General features: G+C 63.4%; 15 protein-coding genes, 2 tRNA genes and 1 pseudogene. 12 read left to right on the forward strand and 6 right to left on the reverse strand.

The genetic code is table 11. The annotated features are described in order from the left end of the window. Positions 1-6: 6 nt before the first annotated feature. Together ASE11_RS23150 and ASE11_RS23155 are read right to left on the reverse strand one after the other, a co-directional pair. The gene (locus ASE11_RS23150; RefSeq protein ID WP_056277522.1) at positions 7-426 is read right to left on the reverse strand and encodes a hypothetical protein; all 420 of its coding nucleotides are present in this window, start codon (positions 424-426) and stop codon (positions 7-9) included. A 1-nt stretch (position 427) separates the two neighbouring features. Continuing rightward, the gene (locus tag ASE11_RS23155; protein ID WP_056277526.1) at positions 428-1405 is read right to left on the reverse strand and encodes an asparaginase; all 978 of its coding nucleotides are present in this window, start codon (positions 1403-1405) and stop codon (positions 428-430) included. A gap of 116 nt (positions 1406-1521) precedes the next feature. Between ASE11_RS23155 and lexA the strand changes: the two genes are divergently transcribed. From lexA to ASE11_RS23170, 3 genes are all read left to right on the forward strand, one after another. Next, positions 1522-2199, forward strand: a complete 678-nt coding sequence (lexA, locus tag ASE11_RS23160) for a transcriptional repressor LexA (RefSeq protein WP_156406481.1) — start codon at positions 1522-1524, stop codon at positions 2197-2199. Positions 2200-2335: 136 nt separating this feature from the next. Beyond that, positions 2336-2710: a hypothetical protein gene (locus ASE11_RS23165; RefSeq protein ID WP_056277531.1), complete on the forward strand. Its 375-nt coding sequence runs from the start codon at positions 2336-2338 to the stop codon at positions 2708-2710. A 44-nt stretch (positions 2711-2754) separates the two neighbouring features. After that, the gene (locus ASE11_RS23170) at positions 2755-3762 is read left to right on the forward strand and encodes a D-2-hydroxyacid dehydrogenase family protein (RefSeq protein ID WP_056277535.1); all 1008 of its coding nucleotides are present in this window, start codon (positions 2755-2757) and stop codon (positions 3760-3762) included. Between the two features lie 63 nt (positions 3763-3825). Here ASE11_RS23170 and ASE11_RS23175 read toward each other — a convergent pair whose 3' ends face one another. Next, positions 3826-5907 carry a FimV family protein gene (locus ASE11_RS23175; RefSeq protein ID WP_156406469.1) on the reverse strand — a complete coding sequence of 694 codons (2082 nt, stop codon included), beginning with the start codon at positions 5905-5907 and terminating at the stop codon, positions 3826-3828. Between the two features lie 133 nt (positions 5908-6040). On the opposite strand from ASE11_RS23175, the gene ASE11_RS23180 reads away from it, so the two are divergent. The 5 genes and pseudogenes from ASE11_RS23180 to ASE11_RS23200 all read left to right on the forward strand — a co-directional run bounded on the left by ASE11_RS23180 (position 6041) and on the right by ASE11_RS23200 (position 11518). Continuing rightward, positions 6041-7561, forward strand: coding sequence for a 3-hydroxyacyl-CoA dehydrogenase (locus ASE11_RS23180; protein WP_056277541.1), 1521 nt, complete (start codon positions 6041-6043; stop codon positions 7559-7561). Between the two features lie 2 nt (positions 7562-7563). Beyond that, a pseudogene (locus tag ASE11_RS23185) lies at positions 7564-8257 on the forward strand (enoyl-CoA hydratase). A 109-nt stretch (positions 8258-8366) separates the two neighbouring features. After that, positions 8367-9086 (forward strand): Crp/Fnr family transcriptional regulator, encoded by a 720-nt coding sequence (locus ASE11_RS23190; protein ID WP_056277544.1) that lies wholly within the window; start codon positions 8367-8369, stop codon positions 9084-9086. Positions 9087-9135: 49 nt separating this feature from the next. Further along, positions 9136-10221 (forward strand): phosphotransferase family protein, encoded by a 1086-nt coding sequence (locus ASE11_RS23195; protein WP_056277547.1) that lies wholly within the window; start codon positions 9136-9138, stop codon positions 10219-10221. Positions 10222-10258: 37 nt separating this feature from the next. After that, positions 10259-11518: an acyl-CoA dehydrogenase family protein gene (locus ASE11_RS23200; protein ID WP_056277550.1), complete on the forward strand. Its 1260-nt coding sequence runs from the start codon at positions 10259-10261 to the stop codon at positions 11516-11518. Positions 11519-11539: 21 nt separating this feature from the next. Here ASE11_RS23200 and ASE11_RS23205 read toward each other — a convergent pair whose 3' ends face one another. Further along, entirely contained in the window at positions 11540-12205 is a 666-nt protein-coding gene (locus tag ASE11_RS23205; protein ID WP_162258084.1) for a hypothetical protein, read from the reverse strand. Between the two features lie 67 nt (positions 12206-12272). On the opposite strand from ASE11_RS23205, the gene ASE11_RS23210 reads away from it, so the two are divergent. From ASE11_RS23210 to ASE11_RS23220, 3 genes are all read left to right on the forward strand, one after another. After that, positions 12273-12977: a glutathione binding-like protein gene (locus tag ASE11_RS23210; RefSeq protein WP_056277556.1), complete on the forward strand. Its 705-nt coding sequence runs from the start codon at positions 12273-12275 to the stop codon at positions 12975-12977. A gap of 57 nt (positions 12978-13034) precedes the next feature. Next, positions 13035-13111 (forward strand) — tRNA-Pro (locus ASE11_RS23215). 64 nt (positions 13112-13175) lie between these two features. Beyond that, positions 13176-13252 (forward strand) — tRNA-Arg (locus tag ASE11_RS23220). 202 nt (positions 13253-13454) lie between these two features. Here ASE11_RS23220 and ASE11_RS23225 read toward each other — a convergent pair. Both ASE11_RS23225 and ASE11_RS23230 read right to left on the reverse strand, forming a co-directional pair. Beyond that, positions 13455-13727 carry a 2Fe-2S iron-sulfur cluster-binding protein gene (locus ASE11_RS23225; protein WP_056277559.1) on the reverse strand — a complete coding sequence of 91 codons (273 nt, stop codon included), beginning with the start codon at positions 13725-13727 and terminating at the stop codon, positions 13455-13457. Between the two features lie 138 nt (positions 13728-13865). Next, positions 13866-14240 (reverse strand): hypothetical protein, encoded by a 375-nt coding sequence (locus tag ASE11_RS23230; protein WP_056278075.1) that lies wholly within the window; start codon positions 14238-14240, stop codon positions 13866-13868. 297 nt (positions 14241-14537) lie between these two features. Between ASE11_RS23230 and ASE11_RS23235 the strand changes: the two genes are divergently transcribed. Continuing rightward, the gene (locus ASE11_RS23235) at positions 14538-15728 is read left to right on the forward strand and encodes an HPP family protein (protein WP_235501433.1); all 1191 of its coding nucleotides are present in this window, start codon (positions 14538-14540) and stop codon (positions 15726-15728) included. Positions 15729-15850 lie beyond the last annotated feature (122 nt).

Genomic DNA, 15850 nt, shown 5'->3' on the forward strand with positions numbered 1-15850 from the left:
GCTCCTTCAGACATAAGCAATCCAGCGCCCACAGGTGATGATCAGAATCCAGATCATCGAAGACAAGAGCATGCTCACGCGGGCGGTGGCATCCTGGCGCTGCAGCGAACGGCGCGCATGAAACCAGCCCGCATTGCAGCCGGCCAGCATGATCAGCACCATCTTGGCTGTGAACACGCGATTGGCCAGCAGTTCCCCAGGTTGGGTGCCGAACATCAGCAATCCCGTCATCGCAGCCAGGCCGAAGCCCAAACCGACCAGCCCCAGGCTCAACCGCGCCAGAGGCTCGATCGGCAAAGCAGACGCCCATCCAAAAACACGCAGTTCGAGCAAGACCAGATTGCCGACGATCAAGGCCACGCCAATCAGGTGGACCACCTCCAGCATGGGGTAGGCCCAAGGGTGTGAACCCAGAGCCACCAGCATGTCAGGCATTCAGCAGCTGCAACGCCAAGGCAAGGCGCGCCTTCACGGGCGAAAGGCCGGCCGAGTCAGGCAGCGGTTGACCGTCATGCGGCACCACACGGCCCTGCGCGCAACGACTGGCCACCACCACATGGACACCACCGGCCTGTGCTTGTTTCAGCGCCACCAGCAAGTCGTCGTGCACCGTGCCGTTGCCTGTGCCTGCCACCACGATGCCGCGCAACCGGCCTGCACTCGTGGGGGGGTGGCCGAGCAGGGCTCGCACCAGCTCTCCATCGGAGCCGGCGTGGCTGAACATCAGTTCCACCCGCGGCAGCTCGGCAGCATCCAGCAGGCGTTGCAGGCCTGCGGGGTCGTGCGTGCCCTGGCTCACGGCTGGTGGCCACGGCCGGAACAGACGCAGCTGCGCTTCTTCCACGCAGCCCAGAGCACCTGCATCACCCGATTCGAACGGGTCCGTCCTGTAGGTATGCACCTTGGCCACGTCCAGAGCGCCGTGAATGCGCCCGGCGCACACGACCACCACGCCGCAGGCCTGCGGATGCAGGGCAACCGCCACCGCGTCGCTCAGGTTTTGGGGCCCGTCAGGCACCAGCGCGGTGGCTGGCCGCATCGCGCAAGTCAGCACCACCGGCTTGGACGGTCGCAACAATGCCTGCAGCAGGAAGGCCGTCTCCTCGATCGTGTCGGTGCCGTGGGTGATCACGATGCCGGCCACCTCGGGCCGATCCAGATGCACCGCCACACGCATGGCCAACGCCTGCCATACGCTCAGCACCATGTCCTTGCTGTTGATCTGTGCCACCTGCTCCACGTCCAGCGGGCAGGCTGCCAAGGCTGGAACCTTCGCCACCAGATCGCTCACCGCCACCTGCCCAGCCACATAGCCCACGTTGTCGTTCGCCTGGGTTGCGCGTCCGGCAATCGTTCCGCCGGTGCCCAGAACCACCAGGCGACGCCCCTGATTTTCATTCTCCACTTGCCAAGTCCTTTGAACTGGTTAAAAATACAGCCACTGGATAAGAAAACAGTAACCCACTGGACGGATACCCCGCCCGGTGAGGCATCCACCCCGATGAGGTTCACATGCTCGACATGCCCGCCACCACGCCCAAGCTCACCGCCCGGCAACAGCAGATTCTGGAACTTATCCAGACGGCCATTGCACGCACCGGTTCCCCGCCCACGCGTGCCGAGATCGCCAGCGAGCTCGGCTTCAAATCGGCCAATGCGGCCGAGGAGCATTTGCAGGCACTGGCGCGCAAAGGGGTGATCGAATTGGTCAGCGGCACATCGCGTGGCATCCGCCTGCGCAGCGAAGACCTGCGTTCCATCAACGATTCGCGCGGGCGCCAGCTTACACTCCCGCTCCCCAGCCTGTCCCAGCTGATGTTGCCCCTGATCGGGCGCGTGGCTGCGGGCTCGCCCATCCTGGCGCAAGAGCACGTCGACCAGACCTACCACGTGGAGCGCAGCCTGTTCCAGCGCGAGCCCGACTACCTGCTCAAGGTCCGTGGCATGTCCATGCGCGACGTCGGCATCATCGATGGCGATCTGTTGGCAGTGAAGTCCTCCAAGGAAGCCAAGAACGGTCAGATCGTGGTCGCCCGCCTGGGCGATGACGTCACCGTGAAGCGCTTCATGCGCCGGCAAAGCGTCATCGAACTTCACGCCGAGAACCCGGACTACAAGACCATCGTGGTCGAACCCGGTGAACCGTTCGAAATTGAAGGCCTCGCGGTGGGCCTCATCCGCAACAGTTTTCAACTCTGACCCTTGAGTCCATGTCGCCTCAGCAGGTGGCGGGCGTTTGGTCCGGCGAGCGAGCAGCCCGCCATATGGACACATCCCTGCGTTGGCGACTTCCTCGCAATCCTGCCTGTGTTCAACCCCTCATCTGGAGTTTCGCATGGGAAAAATCTTCAATACCAACACGTGGCGCGCACCCCTGCAGTTGATCGACTGCTGGTTGCCCCTGCCACCCCAACGCCATGCTCGCCCGGCCGCTTCGGCTGTTGCGGCCAGGGCCATGCAACGCTTCGCCCGTGCCGGCTGGCTGAACCGGGAAGCGGCCAACAGCGCTCCACCCCAGACGCGTCCGGGTGCTGTGGCTGAGCCGCTCGATTCGCCAACCTGCCGGGTTCGCGTGCTGCGTCAAGCCGAGGCCCGCCCTGTGAAGCGACCGGACATGCGTCTTGTCATATCCGGCCCGATCAATGACGTTTGCGCCGAACTCGACCGCCTTGCCGCGCTGGAGCAGGCGTCCATGACACGCGCAGCCTGAGGCCACAGAGCGGCCGGCTCGGAAGGCGCGGGCACAATAGGCCCATGAACATTGTGATTCTTGACGACTACCAGGACGCGGTTCGAAAGCTGAAATGCGCTGAAAAGCTGGAGTCTTACCCTGCCAAGGTATTCACCAACACCGTCAAGGGCGTCGGCCAGTTGTCGATCCGTCTGCGCGACGCCGACGTGCTGGTGCTGATCCGTGAACGAACCCAGATCTCTCGCCAGCTGATCGAGAAACTGCCACGCCTCAAACTCATCGCCCAGACCGGGCGAGTGGGTGGACATCTCGATGTAGCCGCCTGCACCGAGCGCGGTATCGCGGTGGCTGAAGGTGTCGGCTCGCCCGTGTCGACGGCCGAGCTCGCCTGGGCCTTGATCATGGCGTCGATGCGTCGGATTCCTCAGTACGTGTCCAACCTGAAGCACGGGGCTTGGCAACAAGCGGGGCTCAAGTCTTCCGCCATGCCGACCAACTTCGGCGTCGGCATGGTGCTGCGCGGCAAGACACTTGGCGTCTGGAGCTATGGGCGCATCGGCCAGTTGGTGGCGGGTTACGGCCGCGCTTTCGGCATGCGCGTGATCATCTGGGGCAGCGAAGATTCCCGCGCCCGCGCGGTGGCCGACGGCTTTGAGGCGGCAGAGAGCCGAGAGGCCTTTTTCGCATCGAGCGATGTGCTGTCGTTGCATTTGCGGCTGAGCGAGACCAGCGCGGGCTGCGTCACGCTGGAAGACCTGGGCCGCATGAAGCCCACGTCCTTGCTGGTCAACACCTCGCGCGCCGAGCTGATCGAGCCCGAGGCATTGCTTGCCTCGCTCAACCGCGGTCGCCCGGGATTGGCCGCAGTCGATGTGTTCGAGTCCGAGCCGATCCTGCAGGGTCACGCTCTGCTGCGACTGGAGAACTGCATCTGCACGCCTCACATTGGCTATGTGGAGCAAGACAGCTACGAGCAGTATTTTTCCTCGGCATTTGACAACGTCGTCAACTTCATCAAGGGCACGCCGACCAACATCGTGAATCCCGGCGCTTTGCAGGTTCGTCGCTAACCGGCCAGCCCACTCAGCAGAAACGCCACATCTGCGGCGTTTTTTTAGGGCAGCTCGTGAACCTCAGGTCTTCTTGCCGGACGTTCGGGCGCCATCGGGCTCATTCGGCAAGTCAAAGTCGAGAACCTCGAAGTCGATGAGGTTGCCCTCAGCCTCCCGGATTTCAAAGTCTGCAGGCTGGGTGGGCCGGGCCGATGGCTCCACCGCCGAGTTCACCTCGGGCAACAAGGCTTCGAAGCCGTCCATTTCTGCAAAGTCGTCCAGATTGATGTCCAGACCCAGGCGGGACGAGGCCGGCGACATGTTGTCCAGGCCCATGGGCTGGGTGTGGCGCTCCGAAGTATCTTGCAGCGAAGCACTCACCACGGACACCGACTTGTCTGCCGCTTTCAACGGCTGCATGGCGGTGTGCTGGAAATCTCCGGTGGTGCGGGGGGCCGCTTTGTCACGCTGGATGAGGTCTTTGGCAATCGCGTGCAGCATCAGCAGTTCGCGATAGGCTTCCAGATCAAATACCTCGGACGCACTGTCGGTGGCGTCACGGAAGATCGATTGCTCGATCAGGTCCAGCACCCGGGGTTGTGGCCACAGCGCCTGGATCCGGCTGAACGCGGTTTCGTACGCCTCAAGCCCTCGGCCCCGCTGGGAATAACTGTCAAACGGTGGCGCACCAGCGTTGAACACGTGATTGAATTCTTCGCGCAGACTTTCGTAATCACTGCGGCGCCCCAGCCGGTGGTAGATATGGAACAGGTCCATATACGTGAGTGCGCTGGGCTCGTGGCTTTCCGTCAAGTGATCCTTGAGGACCTGGATGGCTTGCTCGTCTTCGCCCAGCGACACGAAAAAATCGGCCTGCTGCTGCACGTCGAACAACTCTTCGGTGGCCACCGACCGGGACACGCCCAAGGCACTGGCGGAAAATTCCCGCCGATCGCGTGCGGACAACGGTACCGCGGTCTGCTCGTTCACCCGCGCACCCTTGGAGCTCAAAGCCGTTTCGTTGGCGCTCGCCAGCCCATCAAACGAAGAATCCTGGTCAAGATCGATGTCCAGATCCACGCCGCTGCTCAGCGGGGTGAAGCCGGAAGGCACCTGGGGTGCGCCGGCATCTGGTTGCAGGGGCACCAGCACCGTCTTCTCTTCCTCCTCAGGTGCCCACCAGGCGCGGGAGGCTTCCGAGCCCTGAACCACCGCCTCCTGGCGGCGGCGCCAAACCAACAACACGGCCAGCAAGGCCAGCAGCAGCAATCCGCCCAGCAGATAGACCAGCCAGTTCTGGTAGCGCTGCGCTTGCGATCGTTCCAGCTGTGAGTTCAGATCGCCCAGTGCGGCCTGGGCCTGCGTTTGCTCCTGACGAAGCCGCGCCACCTCGGATTCCAGTGCAGCCAGCTTCTGTCCTTCGCGCAGGATGTCTTCGGGCGAGGCGTTGATGCTTTTCCAGAGCTGGGCAGCAGCAGCGCGCGCTTCTTCCGAGGTGCTGGGCTCGCTCAGCAGCACCGGCGAGAGCTTGAGGGTGGGGTCGCGCTCGATGCCGATGCTGAGGTCGATGGGGTCCAGCTGCAACCGGGGCGCTACGGCCACGGGCGGCATGACAGGGGCGCGACGCACCACCGAAGGCGCTCGCGCGGGAGGCGTGTTTGCACGCGCAGGTGCCACCGGTCTTCGTTGCGATGTGCCTGAGGCTTGCGCCACAGGCGATGCGGTGGCCGACGACGAAGGCGCGCCAGAAGCACTCGTCGCAGGTGTCGCCCGTGGCAAACCTGAAGGCGCCACGGCTACCGGGGCCGTTGGCAGTGCGCCTGTGGAGGGCTGCGCCGCGGCCGTGACCGGCTCATTGACCAGATCGGCCAACAACACGAAACGGCGTGTGAACTGGGTGCCGCACCCGGCTCGCACATAGAGGGTGACGAAAGGCTCATTGACCGGCAGATTGGACTGAACCCGCACCGATGCTTCTGCATCGGGCGTGGTTCTTTGCGGCGATGTCCGCACCAAGCTGGGCGACACCTGCGTATCGCCGTAGAAGACGTCGGTCTCGATGCAAAGGTTGGCCAAGTCTTCGCCAGGTGCCAGCAGCACCTGCACGCGCACATCGAGCGAGCGCCCGATCATGGCCGCGCCACTGTGACGTCCGAGGGTCACGGCGGAACTGCTCAAGGCAGTTGATAGCAAAATACAACCTGTCCAGTACTTGCGCACGCCAGAGTTCCTTCTTTCGTTCGTTGGGCGATTCTGTCATAGCTCCAGAAGCACTCATTCCAAATACAACACACTTATGCAACCCATCTTTCACAACACCGGCCTCGTGGGAACCGGCGCCATGGGCCGTGGCATCGCACAGATGGCGGCCCAGGCGGGCAGCCAGGTCTGGCTGTTCGATGTCCAGCCTGGCGCGGCCCAGGCGGCGCGTGACGCATTGCACGCCACCTGGCAGACGCTGGTGACCAAGAACAAGATGTCTGCCGAGCAGATGCAGGCCTGCGTAGACCGCCTGCATCTGGCCAATGCCTTGGGCGACCTCGCTGCCTGCGATCTGGTCGTGGAGGCGATCGTTGAGCGGCTCGACGTCAAGCAACGCCTTTTTGCCGAACTCGAAGGCATCGTCGGGCCCGAGGCGGTGCTGGCCACCAACACATCATCCTTGTCGATCACGGCCATTGCCGCGCCGCTCAAGCGCCCCGCGCAGCTGGCGGGCTTCCACTTCTTCAATCCGGTGCCGCTGATGCGGGTGGTGGAGGTAATCGCCGGCCTGAAGACCAGTGCCAAGGTTTGCCAACAACTCACCGACTTCACCCGCCAGTTCGGCCACACGCCCGTCACCGCGCAGGACACGCCCGGCTTCATCGTGAACCACGCCGGACGTGGCTACGGCACCGAGGCACTGCGGGTGGTGGGTGAGCGCGTGGCCGACTTCGCCACGATCGACCGCATCCTGAAGGATCAGATGGGTTTTCGCCTCGGCCCATTCGAGCTGATGGACCTGACCGCGCTGGACGTGTCGCACCCGGTGATGGAGTCGATCTACCACCAGTACTTCGAGGAACCGCGTTACCGCCCGAGCGTGATCACCGCACAGCGGCTTGCCGGCGGTGTGGTGGGCAAGAAGGTGGGCGAAGGCTTCTACGCTTACGACAAGGGTGTGGCCCAGGTACCGGCCGAGCCCGCCGTGCCTGTGGTGGCCGAGATGCCGCCGGTGTGGGTGTCGCCCAAGGCGGCAAGACGCGCTGAGCTCTACCTGTTGCTGAAAAATCTGGGTGCTCAGATCGAGACTGCGGCTGCACCCTCTTCTGCCGCCCTGATCCTGGTGGCCCCCCTGGGACTGGACGTGACCACGCTGGCCGCCGTGGAGCGGCTCGACGCCACGCGCACGGTCGGCATCGACATGATGCTCGACGACGCAGCGGTGAAACGCCGTGTGCTCGCCACCAACCCGGCCACCCGCCCTGACATGGCCCAGGCCGCTCACGCGCTCTTCGCACGCGACGGCAAGGCGGTCAGCGTGATCCGTGACAGCGGCGGCTTCGTCACGCAGCGCGTGGTGGCCACCATCGTCAACATCGCCGCCGACATGTGCCAGCAGGGCATCTGCTCGCCGGCCGACCTGGACGTGGCCGTCACGCTGGGCCTGGGTTATCCCATGGGCCCGCTGGCCATGGGCGACCGCATCGGTCCGACGAACATGCTGGAGATTCTGTTCAACCTTCAGACGGTCTACGGCGACCCACGCTACCGCCCCTCGCCCTGGCTGCGTCGCCGCGGCGCGCTCGGCCTGAGCCTCACGCACGAGGAGACCTGACCATGACTGCCAGTCTCAAGAGTCACAGCCATGGTCAGACCATGGTGCTGACCATCAGCAACCCCGAGCACCGCAATGCGCTCGGGCCCGACATGTACGCCGCCGGCGTGGAGGCGCTCAACGTGGCCGAAGGCAGCCCGGAGGTGCGCAGCGTGGTGATCACTGGCGAAGGCAACCATTTCTGTGCGGGTGGCAACCTGCAGCGGTTGCTGGCGGGTTGTTGCCGCCGTGGAAGGCTCGTGCGCCGGTGCGGGTTTTTCGCTCGCCCTGGCCTGCGACATGGTGGTGGCTGCGCACAGCAGCGTGTTCGTGATGGCCTACAGCAACGTGGGACTGTCGCCCGACGGTGGCGCCACCTGGAGCCTCATGCGCGCCCTGCCTCGCGCGACCGCACTGCAACTGCTGATGTGCGGGGACCGCATCGGCGCCGAGCGGCTGCAGCAGCTCGGCGTGATCAACACCGTGAGCGCCACCGGCGAAGCGCTGGTGGATGCGCTCGCGCTGTGCGAGCGTCTCAATGCCCGTGCGCCCAATGCCCTGGCCAGCATCAAGGAGCTGGCCAACGATGCGCCCACCGTATTGCTGCATGCCCAACTGGGCGCCGAGCGCGACCACTTCGTGCGCAACCTGCACCACGCGAACGCAGGCGAAGGCATCGACGCCTTCATCAACAAGCGCCCGGCCAACTACCGTTGAACCTGCGCTGAAGCACGGCAGCGCCAACCGTCTGCGCGCATACCCTGAGCCCGTTGCCACGTCCCAGTGGCGACAATCATTGACTTTTCAGTCACTCAAAAGACAGCCCATGGACGAACCGATTCTGACAATGGAAGAACGCGAGGCGATCAACAGTGGTCGCTGGTTCTCCAACCTATCGCCCTCCCTGCGGCACGACATACTCCGATGCGCCTACGTCAAGCGATTCAAGGACAGCGACCTGATCGTCGCCCGAGGCGATCCGCCCTCCGAATGGACGGCGGTGGCCAAGGGTGCGGTGCGCGTGAGCTCCACGTCGCTCTCGGGCAAACAGATCACACTGACCTATGTGGAGCCTGGCGTGTGGTTTGGCGACGTGGCGATGTTCGACGGCGACCAGCGCACGCACGATGCCTACGCGCACGGACCAACCACGCTGCTGTGCGTGGCCCGCACCGATTTTCAGAAGATCCTCAGCTCCCACATCGAGCTGTACGAGGCTTTGATGCGCCTGCAGGCGCGGCGCATCCGCACACTGTTCGGCCTGGTGGAAGACCTCAACACCCTGCCCCTGCGCGCCCGCCTGGCCAAACAACTGCTGCATCTGGTGCGCAGCTACGGTGTGCCCTGCCTGGCCGATGGCAACGAGATGCGCATCGGCCTGCAGCTGGCCCAGGAAGAGCTGGCTCAATTGCTTGGCGCTTCGCGTCAGCGGGTGAACCAGGAACTCAAGTCGATGGAGCGCGACAACGCGATCCGCATCGAACAGGGAGGGCTGGTGGTGCGCAACCGGGACATGCTGATGCGCATCGCAGAAGCCGAAACCTGAGGCACCGCGCGATGGCCTTCTTCCCCACCTCCTCCCAAGGCCATCACACATGAGCGACACCCAGAACTTCACCGGCACCCGCCCCGTGGCCGGCCAGCATGCTTTCGACGAAGCCGCCCTGGGCAGTTGGCTTGAAAACCGGCTGCCAGGCTTTGAAGGTCCACTCACCGTGGAGATGTTCAAGGGCGGCCAGTCCAACCCCACCTACAAGCTCATCACGCCGCAGCGCTCCTACGTGATGCGCGCCAAACCCGGCCCGGTGGCCAGGCTGCTGCCCTCGGCCCACGCAATCGAGCGCGAGTTCCGCGTGATGAGCGCACTGCACGGCACCGGCGTGCCGGTGGCGCAGATGCACGTGTTGTGCGAAGACGAGTCGGTGATCGGCCGCGCGTTCTACATCATGGAGTGCGTCAACGGACGCGTGCTGTGGGACCAGTCGTTGCCGGGCATGACGAACGATCAACGTGGTGCGATCTACAACGAGATGAACCGCGTGATCGCGGCGTTGCACACCGTCAAGCCATTGGCCATCGGACTGGACGGTTTCGGCAAGCCCGGCAACTATTTCGAACGTCAGATCGGCCGCTGGAGCAAGCAGTACGTTGCATCCGTCACGCAGCCCATCCCCGAGATGGACCGGCTCATGGAATGGCTCCCCAACAACATCCCGGCGATGGCTCGCGATGAATCGATGCTGTCGGTGGTGCACGGCGACTTCCGGCTCGACAACCTGATGTTCCACAGCGAGGAGCCACGCGTGCTCGCTGTGCTCGACTGGGAGCTCTCCACCCTGGGCCATCCGCTGGCCGACTTCAGCTACCACTGCATGTCCTGGCACATCCCGCCCGGCATGTTCCGTGGCATCGGTGGACTCGACGTGAAGGCCTTGGGCATTCCCACGGAAGACGAGTACATCGCGCTCTACTGCGAGCGCACCGGCATCGCCAAGCCCGCACAGCTCAAGGCCGACTGGAATTTCTACCTCGCCTACAACATGTTCCGCCTGGCCGCCATCCTGCAAGGCATCGCCAAGCGGGTCGAGGCCGGCACCGCATCGAGCGACCAGGCGGTGAAGTCCGCCTCTGGCGCCCGCCCCATGGCCGAGATGGCCTGGCGTTTCGCCAGCGGCACCTGAACCGTTTCAAACTCCCGATCACCTACAAGGAGACACCATGAATTTCGACTACACCGACAAGGTGAAGGACATGCGCGAACGGCTGCTGGCGTTCATGGACGCGCACATCTACCCGAATGAGGCGCGCTTCTTCGCCGAGATTGCGGCCAACCGTGCCAAGGGCAACGCGTGGATCCCGACCGAGATCATTGAAGAGCTCAAACCCAAGGCCCAGGCTGCCGGCCTGTGGAACCTCTTCCTGCCCCGCAGCCCGCGCGCGCCACAGGGCCTGTCCAACCTCGAGTACGCACCCATGTGCGAAATCATGGGCCGCGTGCCGTTTGCTGCCGAGGTCTTCAACTGCTCGGCGCCCGACACCGGCAACATGGAAACCTTCGAGCGCTACGCCAGCGAAGAACTCAAGGACGAGTGGCTGGAGCCGCTGCTGCGCGGCGAGATCCGCTCGGCCTTTCTGATGACCGAGCCCGACGTGGCTTCATCGGACGCGACCAACATCGAGTGCAGCATCGAGCGCGATGGCAACGAGTACGTGATCAACGGCCGCAAGTGGTGGTCGTCGGGTGCGGGCGACCCACGCTGCGCGGTCTACATCGTGATGGGCAAGACCAATCCGGACGCGCCGCGCCACTCGCAGCAATCGATGATCATCGTGCCGGCCAACAGCAAAGGTGTGACCATCGTGCGGCCGCTCTTGGTGTTCGGCTACGACGACGCACCACACGGCCACATGGAGGTGCTGCTCAAGAACGTGCGAGTTCCGTTGGGCAACCTGCTGCTCGGCGAAGGCCGCGGCTTCGAGATCGCGCAAGGCCGCCTGGGTCCGGGCCGCATCCACCACTGCATGCGCTCCATCGGCGCGGCCGAGCGCGCGCTGGAACTCATGTGCAAGCGCCTCAACAGCCGCATCGCCTTCGGCAAGCCAGTGTCGGCCCAGTCGGTCTGGCACGAGCGCATCGCCGATGCGCGCTGCCGCATCGAGATGGCGCGCCTGCTCACGTTGAAAGCCGCCTACATGATGGACACCGTGGGCAACAAGGTGGCCAAGGCCGAGATCGCGATGATCAAGGTGGTGGCGCCCAACATGGCCTGCGACATCGTCGACATGGCCATCCAGGCGCACGGCGGCGGGGGCGTGAGCGACGATTTCCCGCTCGCCTACGCCTACGCCAGTCTGCGCACCCTGCGCCTGGCCGATGGTCCGGACGAGGTGCACCGCGTGTCGATCGCCAAGCTGGAGCTGGCCAAGCACATGCTCATCAAAACCGAGGTGGAGATGCCGATCACGCGCGGCTCCTGAGGCCACCTGCCCGCGGAAGATTCAGCGGGCAGCCATTGCCATGGCGCGTTGACTCGCTCGGTCAAACAGTCCCAAGGCGTGCAGCGCGGTGGTGGTGTCACCGCCGCGATCCATCTGCATGCGCATGTAGGTCTTGCCACGTTGCAGCATGAGCATCACCGGCGTCTCTTCAGAAACCCGGTCCGGCCAGTCCATCAACTGCTGTTCGGCCTCGCTGTCGATCCAGCGCCTGGCCATGTCGGGCGTGTCGGTGAGCACCGCGTAGCGGCCCCAGAAGCGACGGTCCGGTCCTGCCCAACCCGCATCGCGGTACATGGCCAGCCAACGCACCTCTTCGGGCACCACGCCCGCCATGGTCTGCAGATCGTCCGTGTACTGCGAATAGAGCTCCCGCGACTGCGCCTCAAGCAATTCCTTCAACCGACGGTTCATCACCACCACGTTGCCCTGCTGTTTCAGGCCCAGGTCGGCGCGCGCCATCAGCTCCATGCCTTGAATGAACGGGCGGGAGGCTTGCAGGCACTGGATGCGCACCGGGCGGTCCTGCCAACGACCGGCAAGCGCATACGCGCCACCCATCATCGAGTTGAAGCTCAACGCATGGTCGTGCGCCCATTCGGCCAGCGGCGCCGAGCGGTCGCGCAGCCAGGTCGAGGGCGTCAAGGCATTCTTCAAGCGTGCGTACATGGTTTTGGGTTTTACCTTAGAGTGCGGCAGCTTGCGCATGGCAAGCATGCACAGAAAGGCCGATTTGATGATCAATGTCCATTCTTGGCCCACGCCCAATGGCCACAAGGTCCACGTCATGCTCGAAGAGTGTGGTTTGCGCCTGGGCCGAGACTGGCATGTCCACGCCGTCAACATCGGCCAGGGCGACCAGTTCCAACCCGAGTTCCTGAAGATCAGCCCGAACAACAAGATCCCGGCGCTGGTCGATTCCGACGGCCCGGACGGCAAGCCCATCAGCCTGTTCGAATCGGGCGCCATCCTGCTGTACCTGGCAGCCAAGACAGGCAAGTTCCTGCCCAAGTCGGACCGGGCGAAATTCAAGGTGCTGGAGTGGCTGATGTTCCAGATGGGGGGCGTAGGCCCCATGCTGGGTCAGGCTCACCACTTCCGCATGTATGCGCCCGAGAAGATCGAGTACGCCGTCAACCGCTACACCAACGAGGCCAAGCGTCTCTATGGCGTGATGAACAGGGAACTCGAGAACCAGAAGTTCATTGCCGGCAACCAGTACACCATTGCCGACATCGCGATCTTCCCTTGGCTGCGCAGTTGGCAGAACCAGGGCATCGACTGGGCCGACTACCCGCATCTCAAGGGATGGTTCGACAGAATAGCGGCGCGGCCCGCAGTGCAACGCGGGGTGGCGGTGCTCGCCGATGCCCGCAAGCCACTCACCGACGACAAGGCCCGCGACATCCTGTTTGGCAAGACTCAATACGAAAAGAGATGAAAGAGGAGCCTGCGCTCCAGAACCGCCCCATTCAGCAGGTACAATTCGCAGCTTAGTCGGAGCGTAGCGCAGCCTGGTAGCGCATCTGCTTTGGGAGCAGAGGGTCGCGAGTTCGAATCCCGCCGCTCCGACCATTCATCGAAAAAAGAAAAAGGCCCACTCTGTGGGCCTTTCTTCTATGTGCTGCCGGTTATCTGTCTGCCCGTAGCTCAACCGGATAGAGCAGCTGCCTTCTAAGCAGCAGGTCGGGGGTTCGAGTCCCTCCGGGCAGGCCAAAAATCTCTAATAAAATCAACAGGCTATCGCCAATCAATTGATTTTCGAGAGATCGGAAACTTGCGTATTTCGGCCTGTCCTTGTCCCCGAATTGACCCAAGCATGCCCCGCTTGGTACTCACCCCTTCCCAAGTGGGAGCAGGCGAGAACACCCATCTACCTGAAAAGTGCCGGATCGCCAGACGCCGAAGTCGCCTGGTGTCAGGCCCGGACGATGACAACATCTGCCATTGGCCGGGCAACGCAGGGCAGGCAATAGCCCTCCATCTTTTCCTCGGCGCTCAGGCCTGGCCAGGGAATGTCGTAGCGCACTTGCCCCTGCAGCAAGCGAGCAATGCACGTGCGACAGGTCCCGTTGCGACAGGACACCGGCCATGCAACGCCCGCGCGCGTCATCGCAGCGAACAAGCTGTTCTCGCTGTCGGCCTCCACGTCAGCCGCTTGGCCGTCAACCCGGATACGAAAGGTTTTCATGCGCTGTCGAGGTGGATGGCAAGCGTCTATGGGCTCGCCGCATACCGAGCCACAACCGTGGCGAGACCGACAGTCTGGTGTACCACACAGAGCTGCCGATCCGGGCGCTCAGCTTGCCGCCGAGCGCCCGGGGAGACCTTACAGCGAGGCGTCCTTGATCTTCTTCAGGGGCCGAACCTTCACGCGCACGGTGGCGGGTTTGGCTGCGAATTCGCGCTCAACCTTGGTGAAGGGGTCGATGCCGCGGCGTTTCTTCTTGGCGGGGATCGCCTGCGCGGTGATCTTGAGCAGACCTGGCAGCGTGAACTCGCCCAGGCCGGCCTTCGGCTCGACACCGGCAACCTCAGCCAGGTGAACCTGGAGCGTGGTCTTGTTGAAGGCCGTCTTGATCGGCTTCAGTGTCGCCACGCTTGCCGCCGGCTTCTTGGTCACCGCGGCCTTGGGAGCTGCGACTGACTTTTTCGCGGCGGGTGCTGCCTTCTTTGCAGCGATGGTCTTCTTTGCAGTTGCCATGGAGTTATCTACTTTCGATTGATGAAAATGCGCAAAGCGCGCCACGCGATTGTAGAAACCATAGGTGCACACGCGAAGGACGTTCCACGATCGACACTCGAGCGGTCGGTGCTTGATCAGAAAGAATTGAGCGTGCAGATTCTTGGACGGCTGCAAAGAGACTCAAACCGGCCACTCCTGCGTGCAATCAAAGGAGTTCCACGCATTGCCTTCCTTTGAAGGCAACTGAGCTAGCATTGAGCACGGTAGACGAGCGTCATCCGCCCCTTCCTGCAATCTCATCTGGTTACTTTCGCTTTGCTGTTTCCGCCAAAACGCGACACCCCCGGGCATTCGCGTGTTCACCTTGCCAAGAGATGGCTGCGCGCGCTACTGCCCCCCTCTCCAGGAGCTGACTGGCGCGAACGCCTGCGGGTCGTGGTGGGTGCTGCGCTGGGCATCTTTGCAACGGCGCTGATATGTCGGGCGTTTTCGGGTGCGGGGGCGTCCTGGCCCTGGCTGGTTGCACCACTCGGCGCCAGTGCGGTTCTGGTATTCGCCGTTCCCTCCAGCCCCCTGGCGCAGCCCTGGTCTGTGGTGGCCGGCAATACGCTGTCGACACTGCTCGGAATTGCTTGTGTGCGTTGGGTGGGTAACCCTGAACTCGCTGCCGCGTTCGCAGTGGGCCTTTCCATTGCCCTGATGTTCGCTCTTCGATGTCTGCATCCACCGGGAGGCGCATCCGCCCTGATGGTGGCGCTGAGCGGAGTCCAGGATCTGCAGTTCGCACTCACGCCGGTGCTCGTGAATTCTGTCCTTCTGGTGGCTATCGGAATGCTCTACAACAGTGTCACCCGGCGCCCTTACCCACACAGCCCGCCTGCTGAGGGTGCAGATCAAGCCCGAGACGAAGAAGCCGAAGCTGTGGACGCCGACCTGGACGCCGTGCTTGCCCGCTACAACCAGGTTCTCGACATCGGTCGTGAAGATCTCAAAGCCCTGCTGCAGGACACCCAACTCAGCGCTTATCAACGCAAGTTGGCCAATCTCCGGTGCGGCGACATCATGTCGAAAGATCTCGTGACCGTGAGCCACCACACGTCATTGCAACAAGCGTGGGCGCTGTTCAGAGCACATCGTATAAAGGCTTTGCCAGTGGTCAACGCAACTGGCGGCATTGTGGGGATCGTGACGCCTGCCGATTTCATGCGAGCCGCCGAAGGAGACAGCGGCGAGGCCTTCGAGACCCGACTTCGCCAGCTTCGAGACTGGAGAGAGGGGACGGCGACGGGCGGGTTGGGGCGGGTCGGTGACATCATGACGCGCGAGGTGCGTGTAGCCAGCGTGAACCGACACCTCTCGGAATTGATCCCCCTCTTCGGCAGCACCGGCCACCACCATATTCCCATCATCGATGGCAGCGACTCCCTGGTGGGTATCGTTACCCAGTCCGACGTGGTCGCGGCGCTTGCCGGGTTGGGTCGAGATGTGAACGTCGACACGAGGTAGCGAGTTCCATCCAACCTGGTAACAGCCTGTTCCGTGTGCCTCCGCGCCGACGAATGACGGGTTGAGCGCGAAGTGAACTGGAACAGCCGTCCCCGTCGGTGGTTCGCGTATGACCTCAGCGC

The organism is Hydrogenophaga sp. Root209 (genome assembly GCF_001428625.1).
Lineage (GTDB): Bacteria > Pseudomonadota > Gammaproteobacteria > Burkholderiales > Burkholderiaceae_C > Hydrogenophaga.

Bases quoted from the DNA above. Each gene is read 5' to 3' on its own strand.
- ASE11_RS23150 (WP_056277522.1), bottom strand. From the start codon at position 426: ATGCTGGTGGCTCTGGGTTCACACCCTTGGGCCTACCCCATGCTGGAG.
- lexA (WP_156406481.1), top strand. From the start codon at position 1,522: ATGCCCGCCACCACGCCCAAGCTCACCGCCCGGCAACAGCAGATTCTG.
- ASE11_RS23165 (WP_056277531.1), top strand. From the start codon at position 2,336: ATGGGAAAAATCTTCAATACCAACACGTGGCGCGCACCCCTGCAGTTG.
- ASE11_RS23170 (WP_056277535.1), top strand. From the start codon at position 2,755: ATGAACATTGTGATTCTTGACGACTACCAGGACGCGGTTCGAAAGCTG.
- ASE11_RS23180 (WP_056277541.1), top strand. From the start codon at position 6,041: ATGCAACCCATCTTTCACAACACCGGCCTCGTGGGAACCGGCGCCATG.
- ASE11_RS23190 (WP_056277544.1), top strand. From the start codon at position 8,367: ATGGACGAACCGATTCTGACAATGGAAGAACGCGAGGCGATCAACAGT.
- ASE11_RS23195 (WP_056277547.1), top strand. From the start codon at position 9,136: ATGAGCGACACCCAGAACTTCACCGGCACCCGCCCCGTGGCCGGCCAG.
- ASE11_RS23200 (WP_056277550.1), top strand. From the start codon at position 10,259: ATGAATTTCGACTACACCGACAAGGTGAAGGACATGCGCGAACGGCTG.
- ASE11_RS23205 (WP_162258084.1), bottom strand. From the start codon at position 12,205: ATGTACGCACGCTTGAAGAATGCCTTGACGCCCTCGACCTGGCTGCGC.
- ASE11_RS23210 (WP_056277556.1), top strand. From the start codon at position 12,273: ATGATCAATGTCCATTCTTGGCCCACGCCCAATGGCCACAAGGTCCAC.
- ASE11_RS23225 (WP_056277559.1), bottom strand. From the start codon at position 13,727: ATGAAAACCTTTCGTATCCGGGTTGACGGCCAAGCGGCTGACGTGGAG.
- ASE11_RS23230 (WP_056278075.1), bottom strand. From the start codon at position 14,240: ATGGCAACTGCAAAGAAGACCATCGCTGCAAAGAAGGCAGCACCCGCC.